This is a genomic window from Massilia sp. NBRC 108631, from assembly GCF_059704565.1.
Map to the genome: position 1 here is coordinate 1 of NZ_BAAKJE010000182.1, position 18,928 is coordinate 18,928.

Consider the following 18,928-nt stretch of genomic DNA (forward strand, 5'->3'; position numbering starts at 1 on the left):
GCCTTCTGTTGCAGAACAACGCCGCAGAGAACGCAGTAACAGTGCCCACGTGGCGGAATTGGTAGACGCGCATGGTTCAGGTCCATGTGCCGCAAGGTGTGGGGGTTCGAGTCCCTCCGTGGGCACCACAGAATTCCGCGAAAAAGCCTCCTTCGGGAGGCTTTTTCTATTGTCCGAAGCGTTCCGCCATGAAGTCCACGAAGCTGCGCAGTTTAGGCGAGCGGTAGCGGTCCTGCAGATACACCAGGTTCATCGGCCGGCTAGGCAGCGTATAGCCGGGGAACAGCGGCACCAGCCGCCCCGCCCGCACATCCCCTTCCATCAGTATCGCCGGCTGCAGCACGATGCCCATGCCGTGCAGCGCGGCCACGCGCAAGGCCTGGCCGTTGTTGACCTGCACCCGGCCGGCCACCGGCACGCACAAGTCGCCATCCTCGCCGGTCATGCGCCAGTGCGCCAGTGCGGCCATGGAGAACGACAGGCAATCGTGTCCGCTCAATTCCTCCGGCCTGGCCGGCGTGCCCTTGCGCGCCAGGTAGCCGGGCGAGGCGCAGATCATCAGCCGGTAAGGCGCCAGCGGCTTCGCGACCAATGCGGAATCCGGCAAATGCCCGATCCGCACCGCCACCTCGCAGCCCTCCTCCACCAGGTCCAGCACGCGGTCGCTCAGCACCACGTCCACATCCACTTGCGGGTAGCGCTCGAGATAGGCGGACAGCGCTGGCATCAGCGCCTCCGCGCCGAACGTGAGCGGTGCGGTGACGCGCAGTTTGCCGGCCGGCGCCAGCTGCAGGGTCTGCGCCTGCGCGTCGGTCTCGGCCACCAGCCGCAGGATTTCCTTGCAGCGCTGATAGTAGTCCTCCCCGAAAGCGGTCAGGTACTGCCGCCGCGTGGTGCGGTTGAGCAGGCGCGTGCCGAGGCGCTGCTCCAGCATGCGCACATGGTTGCCCGCCATGGTCGCCGACATGCCGCTGGCTGCGGCCGCAGCGCTAAGGCTGCCCTTTTCTACGGCCTGCACATACACCCTCATGCTTTCCAGCAGATCCATTTAACAGCTCCAGTTGCAAATGTATCAAGTACGCGCAAGTTTATCTCAACATGGTTTTAAATGACACTGAGGTCTTTCCGACTTTGTGAAAGACGATGATGAAAGCCATGCAACTGACCGCCCCTGAACTGACCGCTTTCCGCCAGGCGGCGCTGCCCGATCCCTCGCCGGGCAAGGGCGAGGTGGTGCTGCGCCTGCGCGCCGCCACGCTGAACTACCTGGACGTGGCCATCGCCACGGGACAATTCCCGGCGCCGGGCTTCCCCCTGGTGCCGGTGGCGGACGGCGCGGGCGAGATCGCAGCGTTGGGCGAAGGCGTCGGCGGCTGGTCCGTCGGCGAGCGGGTGCTACCCCACTTCATGCCGAACTGGCAGGGCGGCGCCATCACGCCGCACAACGTTGCCGCCATGCGCGGCCTCACCCTGCCTGGATCGCTGGCCGAATACGTCGCCGTGCCGGCCAGCAGCCTGGCCGCCCTGCCCGCGCACCTGGATTTCGTGCAGGGCGCCGCGCTGCCGATCGCCGCCACCACGGCATGGAACGCGGTGCGCTCGGCACGGCTCAAGCCGGGGTCCGTGGCGGTGCTGCTGGGTACCGGGGGTGTGAGTATCTTCGCCCTGCAGTTTGCCAAGGCATGCGGCGCCACGGCGATCCTGGCGTCCTCGTCGGAAGCCAAGCTGGACCGCGCGCGCCAGGCCGGCGCCGACCTGCTGATCAACTACCGCGCAACGCCGGCCTGGGACGAAGAAGTCCTGAAACTGACCGGCGGCCGCGGCGCGGACCTGGTGCTGGAAACCGTCGGCGCCGCCACCTTCGCGCGCTCGCTGCATGCGGCAGCCATGGGCGGCACCGTATTCACGGTGGGCTTCGTGGCCGGCACCGTGGCACAGGTCGACCTGCTGCCCATCATTGTGAAGGCCTTGCGGGTGGTGGGCAACAACACCGGATCGGTGGCCGACCTTGCCGAGGCGGTACGGGCCATCGCCGCGCACCGCATCGTGCCGGTGATCGACCGCGTGTTCGACATCGGCGACACCGCCGCAGCCTACGCGGAGCTCAGTGCAGGCGGCCGCCACTTCGGCAAGCTGGCCATCGTGCACTGAGCGGGCCGCGCTTACTTCGCCAGCGCGCTGCGGACCGCTTCGGACAGCGGCGTGGTGGCTCGCCCGATCAGGCGCGACAAGGTGGCGCTGTTGTCTTCCAGCGCGCCCTTTGCCACCCCCGCGTCCGAATCGGACAGCAGCGACGCCAGCCATTCCGGCAGGCCGGCGCCCAGCAGCGCGGCCTTGTACTCCGCTTCCGGCAAGTCCTTGTACGGCACGTCCTTGCCGGCCTGGCGCGACAACTCGGCCGCCAGTTCCGGCAGCGAGAAGCTGCGGTCGCCCGCCAGTTCGTACAGCGGTTCGGGCTCGGCACTGTTCAGCACGGCCACTGCTGCGGCGGCATAGTCGCTGCGCGTGGCGGCGGAGATGCGCCCGTCCTGCGCGCTGCCCAGCAGCACGCCGTAGCCCAGCGCGCCGGCCAGGCCGGCAGTGTAGTTCTCGACATACCAGCCGTTGCGCAGGATGCTGTAACGCAGGCCCGACGCGCGCAGCAGCGCCTCGGTGTCGCGGTGCTCGCCCGCCAGCGCCAGCGGCGAACTGTCCGCATGCAGCACGCTGGTGTAGGCCAGCAAGCCCACCTTGGCGCGCCTGGCTGCCTCGATCACGTTGCGGTGCTGCGCCAGGCGCTGGCCAATCTCGCTCGACGAGATCAGCAGAACCTTTTCCGCGCCGGCGAAGACCGCGTCCAGCGAGGACGGATCGGTGTAGTCCGCCTTGCGCACCTGCACACCCAGTGCGGCCAGGTTGGCGGCCTTGGCAGGATCGCGCACGGCGGCCACGATGGCGGCAGCCGGCGTGGTTTTCAGCAGTTCGGTAACAATCAGTTGGCCCAGTTGGCCGCTGGCGCCGGTAATGACGATCATGGTGTTTCCTTTCAATTCGCGGTTGGAGTAATTCATCTTAGCGCCTATACTTACTATTTGTAAGTACGCACATTTTGGTAAGTACCCCCCTGGAGAGCAACCATGCCGCAACCCAAGACCCTGCGCGCCACCCTGGCCGCCAGCAATGAAGCCCGCCGCGGCGAACTGATGGTGGCGGCCTGCCCCTCGCGTGCCGTGCTCAGCCACGTCACCAGCCGCTGGGGCGTGCTGGTGCTGGTGGTGCTGCTGGACGGCATGCACCGCTTCAGCGAACTGCGCCGTGAAGTCGGCGGCGTCAGCGAAAAGATGCTGGCGCAAACCCTGGACGCCCTGGTGGGCGACGGCTTTGTGCTGCGCTACGCCCACCCGGTGATACCGCCGCGCGTGGAGTACAGCCTGACACCCATGGGCCGCGAACTGGCGCTGCGGCTGGCGTCGCTGGTCGACTGGATAGAGGAAAACTATCCGAGAATCGCCGAGGCGCGCGCCGCGGGCGGCGGCGGCGCCAAAGCCGCATGACCGGCTGCGCGCCGCCAGGCCGCCGCAGCCGGACGGCCTGCGGCTAGCATTTCGCCAGCAGCATTTGCTTACCAATTGCATCGCCATGGCCAGGCATCCTGTACTACACTTGGTCCTTGAACCCGCATCACGGACCGGGCAATGACGTCGAAACCGCCTATCAAATTGCAAACCATACTGATCGTTACCGGCGCCAGCTTCGACCTGGCTGCGCTGGAAGGCGCGCTGGCGACGTCCGGCCTGGGCTTGCTCTCGGTCAGCCGCGCCGACAGCGCCCTTAACGCGGTGCGCGCCGGCGGCGTGGCCATGGTGCTGCTCGATGCCGCCCAGGCCGGCAGCTCCAGCTACGAACTGTGCGGTTACCTGCGGGCCGCCAGCGCCACGCCGGCCCTGCCCATCATCCTGCTGACCCCGGCCGGCGGCGGTGCGGACGAACTCGACGACGAAGAACAGCGCGCGCTGGCTGCCGGCGCCAGCGCCAGCCTGCGCCTGCCGTTCAGCACCGGCGCCGTGCTGGAGCAGATCCTGGCCCTGCTCCCGGCCCCGCGTTCGGCGGACGAACTGCACGCCAGCATTGCGCAGCTGCGCCAGCTGCGCCTGGCGGACGCGGCCAGCCACCAGCACGCGGAAGCGCTGCGCGAAGGCCAGAACCAGCTGCTGGAACTGGTGGCGCGCGGCGCGCCCCTGAGCACCACGCTGGACAAGCTGATGCTGCTGATCGAGGCGCAAGCGCCCGGCGTGCTGTGTTCCATCCTGCTGCTCGACAGGGACGGCCGCACCGTGCGCAGCGGCTCCGGCCCCAGCCTGCCGCGCGCCTACATGGAAGCCATCGACGGCCTGCCGATCGGCCCGGTGGCGGGTTCCTGCGGCACCGCCATGTACCGCAAGGAAGCGGTGATCGTCAGCGACATCCAGACCGATCCGCTGTGGGCGCCGTACGCGGCCGTCGCCGCCCAGTACGGCTTGCGCGCGTGCTGGTCCGTGCCCGTGCTGCTTGACAGCGACACCGTGCTCGGCACCTTCGCCATGTACTACCGCGAGGCGCGCAGTCCCAGCGCGGGCGATATGCGCCTGATCGGCGTGGCCACCCACCTGGCCGGCATCGCCATCGCCCGCACCCGGCATGAAGACGAGCTGCGGCGCCACCGCACGCAGCTGGAGGCCCTGGTGGCCGACCGCACCACGGAACTGCGCAAGGCCAAGGAGCGCGCCGAGCAGGTCAATGACGAACTGGCCACCGCGCTGGACAACCTGAGCATGACGCAGGATGAACTGGTGCGGCGTGAAAAGCTGGCCGCGCTGGGTGCGCTGGTGGCCGGCGTGGCGCACGAGCTGAACACGCCCATCGGTAACAGCCTGATGGCGGCCGGCACCATGGCCGACCGCACCCAGGCGCTGCGCGCCGCCATTGCCGCCGGCGCCGGGCAGGCCGAGCTGGACGCCTACCTGGACCAGGCAGCGCAGGCCGACGACATCGTGGTGCGCAACCTCAAGCGCGCGGCGGCGCTGCTGCACAGCTTCCGCGCCATCGCGGTGGACCATGACAACAGCCAGCGCAGCCGTTTCAAGCTGGCGCCGCTGGTGGCCGGACTGATGCCGGCGCTGCAGGCGGCCGCCAAGCAGGTGGCGGTCCAGGTCGAGCTGGCCATCCCGCCCCACCTGGAACTGGACAGCTACCCCGGCCAGCTGAGCCAGGTACTGCAGGCGCTGTTCGAGAACAGCGTGGCGCACGGCTTTGCCGGCCGGGGCCGGGGCCATGTGCGCATCAGCGCCAGCCTGAACGCCAAGGGCGAGGTCGCGCTGGTGTACGCCGACGACGGCAACGGCATCGCGCCCGAGCACCTGGGCCGCGTGTACGACCCCTTCTTCACCACCCGGCGCGGCACCGGCGGTTCCGGACTGGGCCTGTACATCGCGCATAACATTGTCAGCAGCGTGCTGGGCGGCCGTATCAAGCTGGCCAGCGAGCCCGGCAGCGGCGCCGCCTTCACCCTGCTGCTGCCGCCTGCGGCGCCTATTTGAGATGCGCATGAGAACACTGATCGCGTCCCTGCTGCTGCTGTCCTGTACCGCCCTGAGCGCGGCGCCGGCGCCGTTCTATTGGTGGGTCAGCAAGGTGGACGGCTCGCGCGTATGCGCGCAGGGCCCGCTCGGTGCGGGCTGGGAGCGGGTCGAGCGCCCCTACAAAGATAGCCGTTGCGAAAAATTAGCATTTGCCAAATAATGGGACCATAACAATACGCCCTGATGCAGGCCGGTAAGTAGTAGTTCTATTCCAATAACCGAGGAGAACGAATGTTTACGAGTCCAGAGCAGTTCGCAGCAACCACCAAGGCGCTGTTTGAATTTCAGTTAGAAACCTTCAACACGCTGACCAGCAAAGCCGTGCAAGGCGTGGAACAGGTGGTGGCGCTGAACATGGCCACTGCCAAGACCAGCGTCGAAGAGCAGCTGGCCGCCGGCAAGGAGCTCAGCCTGGCGCGCGACCCCAAAGCCGTGATGGCCGTGGCCGCCGCCAAAGTCCAGCCCGGCATCGCCAATGCCGCCGCCTACAACGAGCAGCTGGGCGGCATCATCGCCGAGATCCGCGAGGAATTCACCCGCGCCGCCGACGCCCACATGACGGAGGCGAAAAGCACGCTCAGCGCGCTGATTTACGACGTGACCAAGAACGTGCGCCCGGGCTCCGAGAACGCGGTGCAGATCGTCAAGCAAGCCATCGACAACGCATTCGCCGGCTATGAGCAGGTGACCAACGCCACCCGCCAGGCCGTGGCCAATGTGGAAGCCCAGATCGCCAAGGCCGCCGCCACGGTGACGCCGCCGGAGAAATAAACCCTGCGGGCCGGCCGGCGCCGCCGGTTGCCCCCGGCCCGCGAACGCGCTACACTGTATGAACATACAGTCTGTAGCGCGTAGCAATGAATAGAGTTCTGGAAAACGAGTTTTATTACCTGGACAACTTCCACCGGGTATTGCAGTGGATCGGCGAGCGCTACGACGACCTGCTCAATGCCGAGGAACGCGCCTTCCTCACCCAATTCCCCGCCCTGCCCCGCGCTTCGCGCGCGCTGTTCGTGCGCATGGTCATGCGCAAGGGCCTGCTATTCCGGGCCAGCAAGCTGGTCTATGCCGAAATCGGCTGCACCCACGAGGCCGCCCGTCCGCTCGCCGAGCTGGGCTGGGTGGACGCCGACCCGGTACTGAGCCTGGACCAGTTGTTCACCCTGCTGCAAAAGCCCGAAATCGTGCGCGTATTCCAGCTGGCCGGGCATGAAAAGAGCGCACGCAAGCCCGAGCAGCTGGCGGCGCTGCGCGAGCGGCACGACGGCGCACACCGCTTTTCGGCCTGGTGCGGCGACGCCTTCGACCATGTCTACCAGGTGCTGGCCCAGGAACTGTGCGACCGGCTGCGGCTCATCTTCTTTGGCAACTACCACCAGGACTGGTCGGAATTCGTGCTGTCGGACCTGGGCGTGTACAAATACGAGAAGGTGGAGTTTTCCCCGTCCGCGCGCGGCTTCCGCAGCCGGCGCGACATCGACGACTACCTGGCCCTGCACCAGTGCCGCGAGCGGTTTGCCGACGGCGAGGCGCCGCAGGACGTGCTGCGTGGCCTGCCGCCCGCCATCAGCGGCAACGAGTGGCTCAACAGCCGGCGCGACAAGCTGCTGTTCCAGATGGCGCAGCATCTCGAGAAACAGCAGGACTGGGACGGCGCGCACGCCATCTACGCCGCGTGCGCCTACCCCGGGGCGCGGGCGCGCGCCATCCGCGTGCTGGAAAAGAGCGAACGCTGCGGCGCTGCCCACGCGCTGCTGCTGGCAGCCATGGCGCAGCCCGAGAGCGAGCACGAACGCCAGCAGCTGCTGCGCATGCTGCCGCGCCTGAAGCGCAAGCTGGGCCATCCCAAGCCGCCCGCCGCGCAGCCCGCGCCCGTGGTGCGGCTGGACCTGTCGCTGCCGATGCCGGCCGAGGACTGGTGGGTGGAGGGCGTGGTGCGCGACCACCTGGCGCGCGCGGACGCGCCGGTCTACTATGTGGAAAACGCGCTGATCAATTCCCTGTTCGGGCTGCTGTGCTGGGATGCGATTTTCACCAGCATTCCCGGCGCCTTCTTCCACCCCTTCCACCACGGCCCGGCCGACCTGCACAGCGCGGATTTCCAGCGCCGCCGCGCGCCGCAGTTCGCCGCCTGCCTGGGACAGCTGGACGACGGCCGCTACCTGGACACCATACGCCGCAACCTGGCGGCCAAGGACGGCATCCAGTCGCCGTTCGTGTTCTGGGGCGCGCTGGACGCCGCACTGGTGGAACTGGCGCTGGCCTGCATCCCGGCCGCGCACCTGAAGAAGTGGTTCGAGCGCATCCTGCTCGACATCAAGACCAACCGCAGCGGCTTCCCGGACCTGATCCAGTTCTGGCCGGCCGAGCGGCGCTACCAGATGATCGAAGTGAAAGGCCCTGGCGACCGGCTGCAGGACAACCAGCTGCGCTGGATCAGCTACTGCGCCGAGCACCAGATGCCGATCACGGTGTGCTACCTGCAATGGGCGGACGCATGAGCGCCGCGGGTGCGACCTACACCGTTGCCGTGCGCGCGCTGTGCGAATTCACCGCCAAGACGGGCGACCTCGACCTGCGCTTCACGCCCACGCCCACGGCGCAGGAAGGCATCGCCGGCCACGCGCTGGTGGCCTCGCGGCGCGGCGACAGCTACGAGAAGGAAGTGAGCCTGTCCGGCAGCTTCGGCCCGCTGCGCGTGCGCGGCCGCGCCGATGGCTACGATGCGCAGCAAAACCAGCTGGAGGAAATCAAGACCTTCCGCGGCGACCTGGCGCGCATGCCGGACAATCACCGCCAGCTGCACTGGGCGCAGCTGAAGATGTACGGCCATCTGCTGTGCCAGGCGCGCGGGCTGGACCAGCTGCGCCTGGCGCTGGTGTATTTCGACGTTGGCAGCCAGAAGGAAACCCTGATCGCCGAGCAGGCCGACGCCGAAGGCCTGCGCCTCTTCTACGAGTCGCATTGCAGCCGCTTCCTGGCATGGGCCGAGCAGGAACTGGCGCACCGCGCGCAGCGCGACGCGGAACTGAAAGCCCTGCGCTTCCCGCATGCGGACTTCCGCCCCGGACAGCGGCAGCTGGCCGAAGCCATGTACAAGGCCAGCACCCGCGCCTGTACGCTGCTGGCGCAGGCGCCCACCGGCATCGGCAAGACCGTGGGCAGCCTGTTCCCGCTGCTCAAGGCGAGCGCGGAACACAAGCTGGACAAGGTGTTCTTCCTGGCCGCCAAAACCTCCGGCAGGCGCATGGCGCTGGACGCGGTGGAGACCATCCGCTCGTCCGCACCGCTGCTGCCGCTGCGCGCACTGGAGCTGGTGGCGCGCAATACCGCCTGCGAGCATCCCGACAAGGCCTGCCACGGCGAATCGTGCCCGCTGGCGCGGGGCTTCTACGACCGCCTGCCGGCCGCCCGCAGCGCGGCCCTTGCCGTGTGCGCCGGATCGGCCGCCGGCGCCAGCGCCGCCGCGCCGGTGCTCGACAAGGCCGCCGTGCGCGCGATCGCCCTGGCGCACCAGGTTTGCCCCTACTACCTCGGCGCCGAGCTGGCGCGCTGGGCCGACGTGGTGGTGGGCGACTACAATTACTACTTCGACATCAGCGCCATGCTGTACAGCCTGACGCTGCAGAACGACTGGAAGATCAGCGTGCTGGCGGACGAGGCGCACAACATGGTGTCGCGCGCGCGCAAGATGTATTCGGCGGAACTGGAACACGCCGGCCTGCGCATGCTGCGCAAGACGGCGCCGGAAACGCTGAAAAAGCCGCTCGACCGCGTGCACCGCCAGTGGTCCGCGCTGGAAAAAGCGCAGGACGGTGAATACCAGGTGCACGCCGGACTGCCCGAAAAATTCATGGGCGCGCTGCAAACGGCGGTCACCGCAATCGGCGAGCACTACGCCGAACATCCCGCCTACGTGGACGAGGACCTGCAGCGCTTCTACTTCGACGCCATGGGCTTTGCGCGCCTGGCCGAAAGCTACGGCCAGCATTCGCTGTTCGACGTCACCGTCAGCGGCGCCGGCGCCCGGATCAACTCCGTGCTCTGCCTGCGCAACATCGTCCCTGCGCCGTTCCTGAAGCCGCGCTTCGAGGCGGCGCATTCCACGGCGCTGTTCTCTGCCACGCTCAGCCCCTGGAACTACTACTGCGACACCTTGGGCATGCCGGACGACACGGCCTGGATCGACGTCGAGTCGCCTTTCATCGCCGAGCAGCTGTCGGTGCGCCTGGCCGGCCACATCTCCACCCGCTACCAGCACCGCGACCGCTCTCTCGCGCCGATAGCGGAGCTGATGGGCGAACAGTACCAGCGCCAGCCGGGCAACTACCTGGCCTTCTTCAGCAGTTTTGACTACATGGAAAAAGCCGCCGCGCTGTTCGCCGAACGGCATCCCGCCGTGCCGGTGTGGCTGCAAACGCGGCGCATGGACGAAGCGGGCCGCGAACAGTTCCTGGCGCGCTTCAGCGCCGATGGCAGCGGCATCGGCTTCGCGGTGCTGGGCGGCTCCTTCGGCGAAGGCATCGACCTGCCCGGCGCGCGCCTGATCGGCGCCTTCATCGCCACGCTGGGCCTGCCGCAGCTGAACCCGGTGAATGAGCAGATACGCCTGCGCATGGACGCCATCTTCGGCTCAGGCTACGACTACACCTACACCTATCCCGGCATGCAAAAGGTCGTGCAGGCGGCCGGCCGCGTGATCCGCACCGAGACCGACCGTGGCACCGTGCACCTGATCGACGACCGCTTCGCGCGGCCTGAAATACAGGCGCTGCTGCCGTCATGGTGGCGCATCGATTGACGCAACCGGCATCAGCAGCGCGCACCCCAGGCCGTCAGTTCGCGGGCCCGCTTGCGCACCGTGACCACGGCATTGCCGCCACGGTCGCTGACATAGGTCAGCTGGTAAAACCGGTCCGGCGTCACGTCGATGGCGGTCAGCTCGAACTTGTTGGCGCGCTGGGGCGCGCAGCGGGTGTTGCCGGCGAATAGCAGGCGCGCGCTTTGCAGCACCGCTCCTTGCTGCTCCAGCACCGTCACGATATCGCGCTCGCCCAGCTCCTGCTTGAGGTGCACGCGCTGGGGCGATACGCCGCAGTCGGCCGAGCGGTCCAGCCACACGTACTGGCGCCGTTCGCCGTTTGCGCTCCAGCGCTGCGTCCTGGCGTCGTAATTGTAGCCATCGGCGCGCGCCAGGCACAAGCGCCACGCCGCGCGTTGCGGCGGCTGTTCGGCCCATGCGGTCACGGTCCAGTCGCGCGCTCCCTCGCCGCGCTGAATGTCGTAGCCGGCCCTGAGCGTGCCGGCGCCGGGGCGCTGGCTGAACCAGCTTTCAAAGGACTTGATTTCGGCCTCGCTGGGCGGACGCGTTTCCGTCCCCGCCGCAGCTGCGCCGGACCATGCCAGGGCCAGGGCCAGCGCGGTCACCCCGGGCAGCGAGGCGAACAGCGGCGGGGTCGCGATATTGGTCGGTTTGCTCATTGGATCACGCTACGTACTTTCTGATAGCCGCTGCGGCTGATCGGCAGCCGGGTGCCATCCTTCAGCACCGCCACGTGGCTATCCTTGCCGGCCTGCTCGATGCGGCTCATGCACTCGATGTTGAGCAGGTAGGAGCGGTGGATGCGCAGGAATTTCCCCGCCTCCAGCTGGTTCTCGAGGTCGGACAGGCGCTGGTTCTTCAGATAGGACTTGCCCTCGCTGCGGATCTGCACATAGTCGTCCTGCGCTTCGATGTAGTCGATCTTCTCGGCGGCGATCACGTGCACCCTGGCGCCGTCGCGTATCAGCACGCGGCCCAGCGGCCCCTTGCGCACCGCCGCGTCCCGCACCACGCCGGCCAGTCCGTCCTGCGCCGGCGGCGCGCTGTCCGTCCTGTCGCCCTTGCCGATGCTGGCGCGCGCATGCGCCAGCGCCTGGTCGAAGCGCTGCTGGCTGAACGGCTTGAGCAGATAGTCCAGCGCGTGGTACTCGAAGGCTTTCAGGGCAAACTGGTCGAACGCGGTAGCGAACATGAAACGGCATTTGCCGGCCGCCAGTTCAGCCACCTCGAAACCGTCCAGCTTGGGCATCTGGATGTCCAGGATCGCCAGGTCCGGCTCCAGTTCGGTGATCGCCTTCACGGCTTCGAAGCCGTTGGCGCATTCGGCCACCACGTCGACATCCGCATGCTCGGCCAGGTACTCCCGCACGACGCCGCGCGCCAGTGCTTCGTCGTCCACGATGATGATGCGCATACTCTATCCTTCCTTGGTCTCTGCCGGCATGGAAACCGTCACAGTGAATATATTCTCCTGGCGCGCCCATCGGATGCTTGCTTCATGTCCGTAGGCGCAGGCCAGCCGCTGCCGCACGTTGGCCAGGCCAATGCCGTTGCCTTCGCTGCCGCCGTAGCCGGCCGCAGCGGCCGGCGCATCCTGGTCCACCGCGTTGTCCACCCTGATGTGCAGCAGCGAACCAGCGCGGCGGGCCGAGACGTCGATCCAGCCGCCTTCGGCCAGTTGCGCAATGCCGTGCTTGATGGCGTTCTCGACTAGCGGCTGGATAATCATCGGCGGCACCAGGCAGGCGCCCGCGTCTTGCGGTATTGCCGCGCGCAGCGCCAGGCGTTCGCCGAAGCGCACCTTTTCGATGGCGAGGAAGTGCCGCACCAGCATCATTTCCTGCTCCAGCGCCACCTTCTTGTGCGCTTCCATGCTCAGGCTCTGGCGGAAAAAGCCGGCCAGCTGCAAAGTCATCTCGCGCGCGCTTTTCGGATTCTGCGACGTCAGCGCGCTGATCGAGTTCAGGCTGTTGAACAGGAAGTGCGGATCGATCTGGGTACGCAGCATGCGCAGTTCGGCTTCCTGCGCCATCAGGCGCGATTCGAGTTCACGATGCTCGGCGCCGCGTGCCCGCTCGAACTCCGTCACCAGGTAGTTGACCGCAGCCAGCAGGCCGTACAGCAGCACGCCCAGCCCGGAAATCAGGATCGCCAGCTGCGGCTTGAAAGCGATGCCGGCCCATGGGACTTCCGGCAGCAGGCAGGCTTCGTTCCAGCCGCGCACCACGGCGTTCCACAGCAGCGTGGAGACGATGGCGGCAGCGCCCAGCGCCAGCAGCACGCTGGCCGCGCCGCGCTCCGCCAGCGGGTAGGCGCGGCACAGGTAGTAGGAGGAAAAGCCGGCACTGGCGGCATACACCAGCGTCACCGGAATGGCGAAGATCATGGCGTTGACCCAGGCGGTGTCTTCCACCGCCACCGTCACGCCGCCCAGCGCCGTGCCCAGGAACAGCCACGCCAGCAGGTACAACGTGGCGCCCCGGCGGCTGGAGATCAAACCTTGCATCGCTGCGGCGGCGCTTTAGTTGCGCACTTCCACGCCGCCCATGATGGCGACGCCGCGGATGACAAGGCGCGTGCTCGCATCCCTGTTCGGCATGGCTCTTTCGGTAAAGCCGCCAAGCAGCGGCGTGCCCTGCAGGCTCACGGCCCAGTCGTCCGGCACCAGGATCTCGATACCGCCGCACAGCGCGAATACGTTCAACACCGCTTCGCCCTGCATCGACGCGTGGCGCAAGTCCAGCTGGCAGCCGCCCATGATGGAGGTCACTTCGCCGCCGCGGAAATGGCTGGTGGTGACGCGGCGCTCCATGCCGCCCAGGATGGCCGTCACGTTGATCACGCTGTCGTCATCGGCCTGGCCATCGAGCTTACCCAGCTTGTCGAACATCTGCGGCGGCTTGCGGCCCTGCTGGGCCTTGAAGATGACCACCAGGCCCAGGCCGATCAGCACCAGCGGCGCCATGGTGCGCCAGCTGATATACAGCAGGCCCGTGCTCTTGAGGATAATCGCGGCGCCAAACGCAATCAGGATGCCGCCGATGGCCTTGCCGCCGTTGTCGCTGCTTTGCGCCAGCTTCAGCGCGCCGGCCAGTATCAGCAGCACCGGCCAGAACTGCAGCGTGTAGTCGAAGTCAAGGATGCCGAGGTTTTCAAGCAGGAACACGCAGCCAATGGCAATCACCGCCACGCCGATCAGGACCTGGCCGAGGCCGTGTTGTGGACGCTTATTTTCCATCGTAGTGCTCCTTGTTCGACTCGAAATAGTGGTGCAGCACGGGCTTCAGCACCAGTGTCACGCCCCACATGATCAGCAGCAGCGGCCAACTGTTGCCAAAGCTCAGGCCCCAGAGATGTTCAAACGAGCAGTAGAACCAGGCGCCGAAAAACACATAGGACAATCCGTCCAGCACCAGCTTGACGTTGGTCGGCGGCACCAGGTTGCTGATGCCGGCCACTACCATCAGCAGCGGCCAGTAGCGCCAGGCGGTGCCCCAGTGCAGCGCGCCCGACCGGTCCAGCAGGAAGGCCACACCGATGCCGGTGAGGATAATGCCCCAGCTTAGCTGTTTGCGCCAGTGCTGCTGATTGTCCTTGCCCATTGCCGCCTCCGTGTGTATGTGTGACCTCACAATAGCGGGCAAGCGCGGCAGGCGATACCGCAATTCGGCGAACGGCATGCCGGCATCGGTGAACGGCGCCGTTTTCAGCGAATGGCGCGGCGGAATCATAAGAAAAGGGTCCGGACCTTGCGGTGCGGACCCCTTGCAGGCAATGCAGCGAACTGTCAGATGCGGTCGCCGGTACTCATTTTCTGGTCGTACATCATCAAGCCCCAGCCTAGCTGGCGGCGGATCTCCTCCGGCGTTGGAGGAGGCTGCACTTCTTGCGAACGGCGTTCGAGATACTCGCGGACCACATACTTCGATGGATGGTTTGCCTGCGTCATGATGGCCTCCGTATGTCTAGCTGCAATTCGGTCCGGCGTTGCCGTAACCGGCTCACTACTTTGGAATTGGTGCCGGTACTCGAGGCGGCCGGCTAACCTGCGGAGGAGCTTTTGCGCTGCGCTTTTCGCTGCGCCCTGCATCAATCACGCAAGTCCATCTTATTCCTCTGGCGGGCAAGGGACCGTACGTTAACGCACACTTTGCGCAGCGATTCCTTGAGACAGGTCAAAACCCTGTAGGACTAAGCCCTGTAAGGGCTAGTGCGAAATCTTACATGGCCTTTTCACAGCTTTTTTTGCAGGAATTCGAGGAAGCAGCTGATACGTTGCGAGAGCTGTGTGTTGCGGTAATAGACCGCGTGGATTTGCTGGCGGAAGCCGGTGGAATGCGCTTCAAGCACCTTGACCAGGCGGCCTTCGGCGATGTCGGCGCGGGTCATGAAATCGGACAGGCAGACCATGCCTTGCCCGGCCAGCGCTAGCTGGCGCAAGGTCTCGCCGCTGGATGCCGCCAGCGCCGGCGTGATCTGCAGGCTGTTGCCGGCCGCGTGGCGCAAGGGCCAGAGGTTGCCAAGCTCATACTGCGCAAAGCCAAGCAGTTCGTGCTGCGCCAAGTCTTCCGGCGAGGCGGGCGTGCCGTGCCGCGCCAGATAGGCCGGACTGGCCAGCACATGCAGCGGGCTGGAACTGAGCGCGCGCGCGTGCAGCGTCGAATCGCTGAGGGCGCCGATGCGGATGGCGATGTCGGTGCGGTGTTCGATCAGGTCGGCAATCTGGTCGTTACTGGTGAGTTCCAGGCGGATTTCCGGATACAGGGCTCGGAACTCGGCCACGTGCGGCACCACGCAATGCAGCATGAAGGGCGAGGCGGCATCGACGCACAGGCGTCCGGCCGGCCTCTGGCGGCGGATGCGGATGGTTTCCTCGGCCGCTTCCATGGCGGCCAGGATGGCGCGCGCCTGGGCCAGGAACAGCTGGCCTTCCTCGGTCAGCTCCATGCGCCGCGTAGTGCGCGTGAGCAAGGTGGTGGCCAGCTTTTCCTCCAGCCGCGACAGCGCACGGCTCACGCCCGAGGTGGTCTGGCCCAGGTGCACGGAGGCGGCGCTCAAGGTGCCGCTATCGATCACCGCCACGAAAATCTTCAGATCGTCCGAGTTGATATCCATGCCGGATTATAGACCGGGCACATTACATTGTTGAATTAACCCGGCAAGGCCGGCCGTTCGCCAACAGTTGCGGGGCGCACACGAAAAACCTGAAAAACTGACAACTTGCGGGGAGATTTGTTACCATCGCCGCTCGTCAGCTTTAACAGGAGAGAAAAATGCTGCATCAAAAGACGGCCCAGTTCATGGCCGCTGTAGTTGGTATGTTCGTCATCGCCACCGCCCAGGTTCACGCCCAGGACGCGGCCAAGGCACCCAAGCTTGCCAATGTGACCATTCTGGCCACTGGCGGCACCATCGCCGGCAGCGGCGCCACGTCCACCACCACGGTCGGCTATACGGCCGCCACGGTTGGCGTGCAGCAACTAATCAAGGCTGTGCCAGAGCTGGCCAAAGTGGCCAATGTCAACGGCGAACAGGTGTTCCAGATTGCCAGCGAAAGCATGACCAACGACCATTGGCTGACCCTGGCCAAGCGCGTCAACGCGCTGCTGGCCCAGAACAGCGTGGACGGCATCGTCATCACCCATGGCACCGACACGCTGGAGGAAACCGCCTACTTCCTGAACCTGGTGGTCAAAAGCCGCAAGCCGGTGGTACTGGTAGGCGCGATGCGCCCATCGACCGCACTGTCCGCCGACGGCCCGATCAACCTGTATAACGCCGTGCTGCTGGCCGCCGACCCGTCGGCCGCCAACAAGGGCGTGCTGGTGGCCATGGGCGACCAGATCCACAGCGCGCGCGACGTGAGCAAGACCAACACCTCCACCCCGGACGCATTCAAGACCGCCGAGCTGGGCATGCTGGGCTACATCCAGGGCAGCAAGCCGTTCTTTTACCGCGCCTCGACCCGCAAGCACACCGCCGACACCGAGTTCGACATCAGCAACCTGGCCGCCCTGCCGCAAGTGGACATCGTATACGGCTACGCCAATATGAACACCGTGGCGCTGGACGCATTCGTGGCCGCAGGCGCGAAAGGCATCATCCACGCAGGCACCGGCGACGGCAGCGTGGCCGCCAAGGTCAAACCAGGCCTGGTGGCAGCGCGCAAAGGCGGCGCCATCATCGTGCGCGCCAGCCGCGTCGGCCAGGGCATCCTGGCACGCAATGGCGAAGCCAATGACGACGAACTGGACTTCGTCGTATCGGACACGCTGAGCCCGCAGAAAGCGCGTATCCTGCTGATGCTGGCGCTGACCAAGACCAATAACACCAAAGAACTGCAGCGCATGTTCTACAATTACTAAGAGCGACTGTTTTTTACGACACAAGGCCTTCCTTGCGGAAGGCCTTTTTATTGATGAAACGCTTACCCACATTTATTCTCGCTTCCCTGCTGGCCATTCCGGCCTTGGCCGAGGATATCGTGTTCGCCGTTTCCACGGGTAGCGCCATGCCCATGACGGAATTCCGCGATGGTGCGCTGGTGGGCGGCCTTCTGAAGGACTTTGGCGACGCGCTCGCGCGCGAACTGAAAGCACAGCCGCGCTATCTCACCTTTCCCCGCAAACGGGTCGAATCGGCGTTAACCGGCGGGCAAGCTGATTTAGTCTGCGACCTGCGCCCGGAATGGCTGGACAGCAAAGAATGGCGCTGGACCGACACCGTATTTACCAACAATATGACGGTGGCCAGCAGGAAAGATACACCGCCGCTGCCGCATTTGAATGCGCTGGCCGGTATTCGGGTGGGTACGCTGCTGGGATACCGTTACCAGGAAACCGAAAGCGTGCTGGCAAAGAGTTTCCTGCGCGACGAGGCGTTGACCGACGATATCAATCTGAGCAAACTGCTGACGCACCGCTATGATTATATGCTGACCAATTCCCTTTATTTCGAATACCAGCGCAAAGTGCATGCGGAACGCCAGCGATTGAATCCGGTTTCATTTAAGATTACCTCCTTCGATACATACTGTGCATTGCCGCCGCAAGGCAGGTGGCCGGCGGATAAAGTGAACCGTGCTATCCAGGCCTTGAAGGGACGCGGCGAGATCCAGGCCATCATGGCGCACTACCGACCCGTAGCCAATTAGGCGTGCACGGATCGCAGAGCGCATTTCGCGCCCCACTCAAGCCAAAAATTAGCTTAATCACACCAAAACCGGGCATGATGGCGGCCCATCCATCCCTGCGTACAACAGGCTGCAGCACGCTTGCGCGCATTCCTTGACACCGGCGGCTCGGGTGATACCATGAGGCAACACCCCTCTTGAGTCCCCGCCATGCAAATTCACACCCAAACGGATTTCCATTCCCCTGTACGGCACCGCGCCTTATATACGCCGTGGACCGATGTATTACTGCTGGGTGGCGGCTCGGTAATCGCGTTGCTGATCTTTAAAATGCTGCGCCTGAGCGCGGAAAGCGTCGCGCAGCTGGCTATTGTCATGCTGGTCGTGGCCAATTTTGTCAATCATCCGCACTTCGCGTATTCCTATCAATTATTTTATGGGTCGTGGAAGGAAGTAAAGAACGGCGCCATGCCTGCCGATTTAACGCGCCGCTGGTGCCTCGCCGGCTTTATCGCTCCAATAGCATTGGCGCTGGGATTGATGCTTGGGGCATTACTCTGGCTGAATGGGCAGCCCCTGGTATTGGGCATCGGTTTAAATCTGATGGGATTGCTGGTCGGCTGGCATTATGCCAAGCAAGGGTTTGGCATGGCCATGATGGATGCGGCCTTCAAGAAACGGTACTGGCCGGCAGCCGCCCGCAAAGCCATGTTGATGAATGCGTACGCGTGCTGGGTTGCCACCTGGACCTTAGGTAACAGCACGCAGTTTGCCCGCGAATTATGGGGCGTATTCGGCCTGGTGGTTAATGTACCCGGCCTCATCGTTATTGCCGCATGCACGGTCGCTGCCGGCACAACCGCCTGGTGCGGCCTGGCCCTTTACCGCGCAATCAAACAATGGCACGAGCAGCAGTTCAACTGGAAACAAATGCCGCTGGCAGGATTGACCGGCTATTTCGTTACGCTGTATCTGTGGATGGGCCTGATCAGCCTGGATCCGGCTTTCGTGCTGACGGTCCCATTCTTCCATTCCCTGCAATACCTGACCGTTATCGGCCGCTATAAAGCCAATGAAGCAAAATCGGGCGGCTGGACCAGGGGACAGCTAGCCGGGTTTGCGCTGACCGGCGCCGTGCTGGGCGCCATCGGCTTCTGGCTGATGCCCGCTGCGCTGGACTATGCGCGCACCGGCAAGATCCCGGAAATCGGCAGCCCCGCGCTGGCGGTGGCCTGCTTCTGGATCTTCATCAACGTGCATCACTACCTGATCGACAACGTGCTGTGGCGCCAGGGCAACCCGAAAGTCAAGCAATACCTGTTCGACGCCTGAGGCGCCATGTGGATTCCACGCCACGCTGCACCGCAGCAAAGATGT

General features: G+C 65.4%; 19 protein-coding genes and 1 tRNA gene. 11 read left to right on the top strand and 9 right to left on the bottom strand.

The genetic code is table 11. The annotated features are described in order from the left end of the window. The first annotated feature begins 43 nt into the window (after positions 1-43). Positions 44-128, top strand: a tRNA-Leu gene (locus AC6H42_RS19530). 38 nt (positions 129-166) lie between these two features. Here the strand turns inward: AC6H42_RS19530 and AC6H42_RS19535 are convergent. After that, entirely contained in the window at positions 167-1,048 is an 882-nt protein-coding gene (locus tag AC6H42_RS19535) for a LysR substrate-binding domain-containing protein (protein WP_057155538.1), read from the bottom strand. Between the two features lie 107 nt (positions 1,049-1,155). On the opposite strand from AC6H42_RS19535, the gene AC6H42_RS19540 reads away from it, so the two are divergent. After that, positions 1,156-2,151, top strand: a complete 996-nt coding sequence (locus AC6H42_RS19540) for a zinc-dependent alcohol dehydrogenase family protein (protein ID WP_229418178.1) — start codon at positions 1,156-1,158, stop codon at positions 2,149-2,151. A gap of 11 nt (positions 2,152-2,162) precedes the next feature. On the opposite strand, the gene AC6H42_RS19545 is transcribed toward AC6H42_RS19540, so the two are convergent. After that, a complete protein-coding gene (locus AC6H42_RS19545) occupies positions 2,163-3,014 on the bottom strand; it encodes an SDR family oxidoreductase (RefSeq protein ID WP_497548756.1) in 852 nt (283 codons plus the stop codon). A 102-nt stretch (positions 3,015-3,116) separates the two neighbouring features. Between AC6H42_RS19545 and AC6H42_RS19550 the strand changes: the two genes are divergently transcribed. From AC6H42_RS19550 to AC6H42_RS19575, 6 genes are all read left to right on the top strand, one after another. Next, positions 3,117-3,533 (top strand): winged helix-turn-helix transcriptional regulator, encoded by a 417-nt coding sequence (locus AC6H42_RS19550; protein ID WP_057155539.1) that lies wholly within the window; start codon positions 3,117-3,119, stop codon positions 3,531-3,533. A 141-nt stretch (positions 3,534-3,674) separates the two neighbouring features. Then, positions 3,675-5,555 carry a hybrid sensor histidine kinase/response regulator gene (locus AC6H42_RS19555; RefSeq protein WP_082551828.1) on the top strand — a complete coding sequence of 627 codons (1,881 nt, stop codon included), beginning with the start codon at positions 3,675-3,677 and terminating at the stop codon, positions 5,553-5,555. A gap of 7 nt (positions 5,556-5,562) precedes the next feature. Continuing rightward, positions 5,563-5,757, top strand: a complete 195-nt coding sequence (locus AC6H42_RS19560; protein WP_057155541.1) for a hypothetical protein — start codon at positions 5,563-5,565, stop codon at positions 5,755-5,757. A 71-nt stretch (positions 5,758-5,828) separates the two neighbouring features. Further along, positions 5,829-6,368 carry a phasin family protein gene (locus tag AC6H42_RS19565; RefSeq protein WP_057155542.1) on the top strand — a complete coding sequence of 180 codons (540 nt, stop codon included), beginning with the start codon at positions 5,829-5,831 and terminating at the stop codon, positions 6,366-6,368. 86 nt (positions 6,369-6,454) lie between these two features. After that, positions 6,455-8,098: a VRR-NUC domain-containing protein gene (locus tag AC6H42_RS19570; protein WP_497548757.1), complete on the top strand. Its 1,644-nt coding sequence runs from the start codon at positions 6,455-6,457 to the stop codon at positions 8,096-8,098. Continuing rightward, positions 8,095-10,398 (top strand): helicase C-terminal domain-containing protein, encoded by a 2,304-nt coding sequence (locus AC6H42_RS19575; RefSeq protein WP_497548758.1) that lies wholly within the window; start codon positions 8,095-8,097, stop codon positions 10,396-10,398. Before AC6H42_RS19570 ends, AC6H42_RS19575 begins: the two co-directional genes overlap by 4 nt. An 11-nt stretch (positions 10,399-10,409) precedes the next feature. Here AC6H42_RS19575 and AC6H42_RS19580 read toward each other — a convergent pair whose 3' ends face one another. From AC6H42_RS19580 to AC6H42_RS19610, 7 genes are all read right to left on the bottom strand, one after another. Continuing rightward, positions 10,410-11,078 (bottom strand): hypothetical protein, encoded by a 669-nt coding sequence (locus AC6H42_RS19580; protein ID WP_057155545.1) that lies wholly within the window; start codon positions 11,076-11,078, stop codon positions 10,410-10,412. Beyond that, the gene (locus tag AC6H42_RS19585; RefSeq protein ID WP_497548759.1) at positions 11,075-11,833 is read right to left on the bottom strand and encodes a LytR/AlgR family response regulator transcription factor; all 759 of its coding nucleotides are present in this window, start codon (positions 11,831-11,833) and stop codon (positions 11,075-11,077) included. The genes AC6H42_RS19580 and AC6H42_RS19585 overlap by 4 nt, the downstream gene beginning before the upstream one ends. Before the next feature lie 3 nt (positions 11,834-11,836). Beyond that, positions 11,837-12,925 carry a sensor histidine kinase gene (locus tag AC6H42_RS19590; protein ID WP_497548760.1) on the bottom strand — a complete coding sequence of 363 codons (1,089 nt, stop codon included), beginning with the start codon at positions 12,923-12,925 and terminating at the stop codon, positions 11,837-11,839. Between the two features lie 15 nt (positions 12,926-12,940). Further along, a complete protein-coding gene (locus AC6H42_RS19595) occupies positions 12,941-13,657 on the bottom strand; it encodes a LiaF transmembrane domain-containing protein (RefSeq protein WP_497548761.1) in 717 nt (238 codons plus the stop codon). Beyond that, positions 13,647-14,021: a LiaF transmembrane domain-containing protein gene (locus AC6H42_RS19600; protein WP_157200939.1), complete on the bottom strand. Its 375-nt coding sequence runs from the start codon at positions 14,019-14,021 to the stop codon at positions 13,647-13,649. The genes AC6H42_RS19595 and AC6H42_RS19600 overlap by 11 nt, the downstream gene beginning before the upstream one ends. A 185-nt stretch (positions 14,022-14,206) precedes the next feature. Further along, positions 14,207-14,368, bottom strand: a complete 162-nt coding sequence (locus AC6H42_RS19605; protein WP_200953967.1) for a hypothetical protein — start codon at positions 14,366-14,368, stop codon at positions 14,207-14,209. A gap of 284 nt (positions 14,369-14,652) precedes the next feature. Further along, positions 14,653-15,534: a LysR substrate-binding domain-containing protein gene (locus AC6H42_RS19610; protein ID WP_497548762.1), complete on the bottom strand. Its 882-nt coding sequence runs from the start codon at positions 15,532-15,534 to the stop codon at positions 14,653-14,655. 203 nt (positions 15,535-15,737) lie between these two features. Here AC6H42_RS19610 and AC6H42_RS19615 point away from each other — a divergent pair, with 203 nt between their 5' ends. From AC6H42_RS19615 to AC6H42_RS19625, 3 genes are all read left to right on the top strand, one after another. Next, positions 15,738-16,784, top strand: coding sequence for a type II asparaginase (locus AC6H42_RS19615; RefSeq protein WP_497548804.1), 1,047 nt, complete (start codon positions 15,738-15,740; stop codon positions 16,782-16,784). Between the two features lie 53 nt (positions 16,785-16,837). Continuing rightward, a complete protein-coding gene (locus AC6H42_RS19620; protein WP_057155553.1) occupies positions 16,838-17,572 on the top strand; it encodes a substrate-binding periplasmic protein in 735 nt (244 codons plus the stop codon). Positions 17,573-17,761: 189 nt separating this feature from the next. Next, positions 17,762-18,883 (top strand): hypothetical protein, encoded by a 1,122-nt coding sequence (locus AC6H42_RS19625; protein ID WP_497548763.1) that lies wholly within the window; start codon positions 17,762-17,764, stop codon positions 18,881-18,883. Positions 18,884-18,928: the final 45 nt, after the last annotated feature.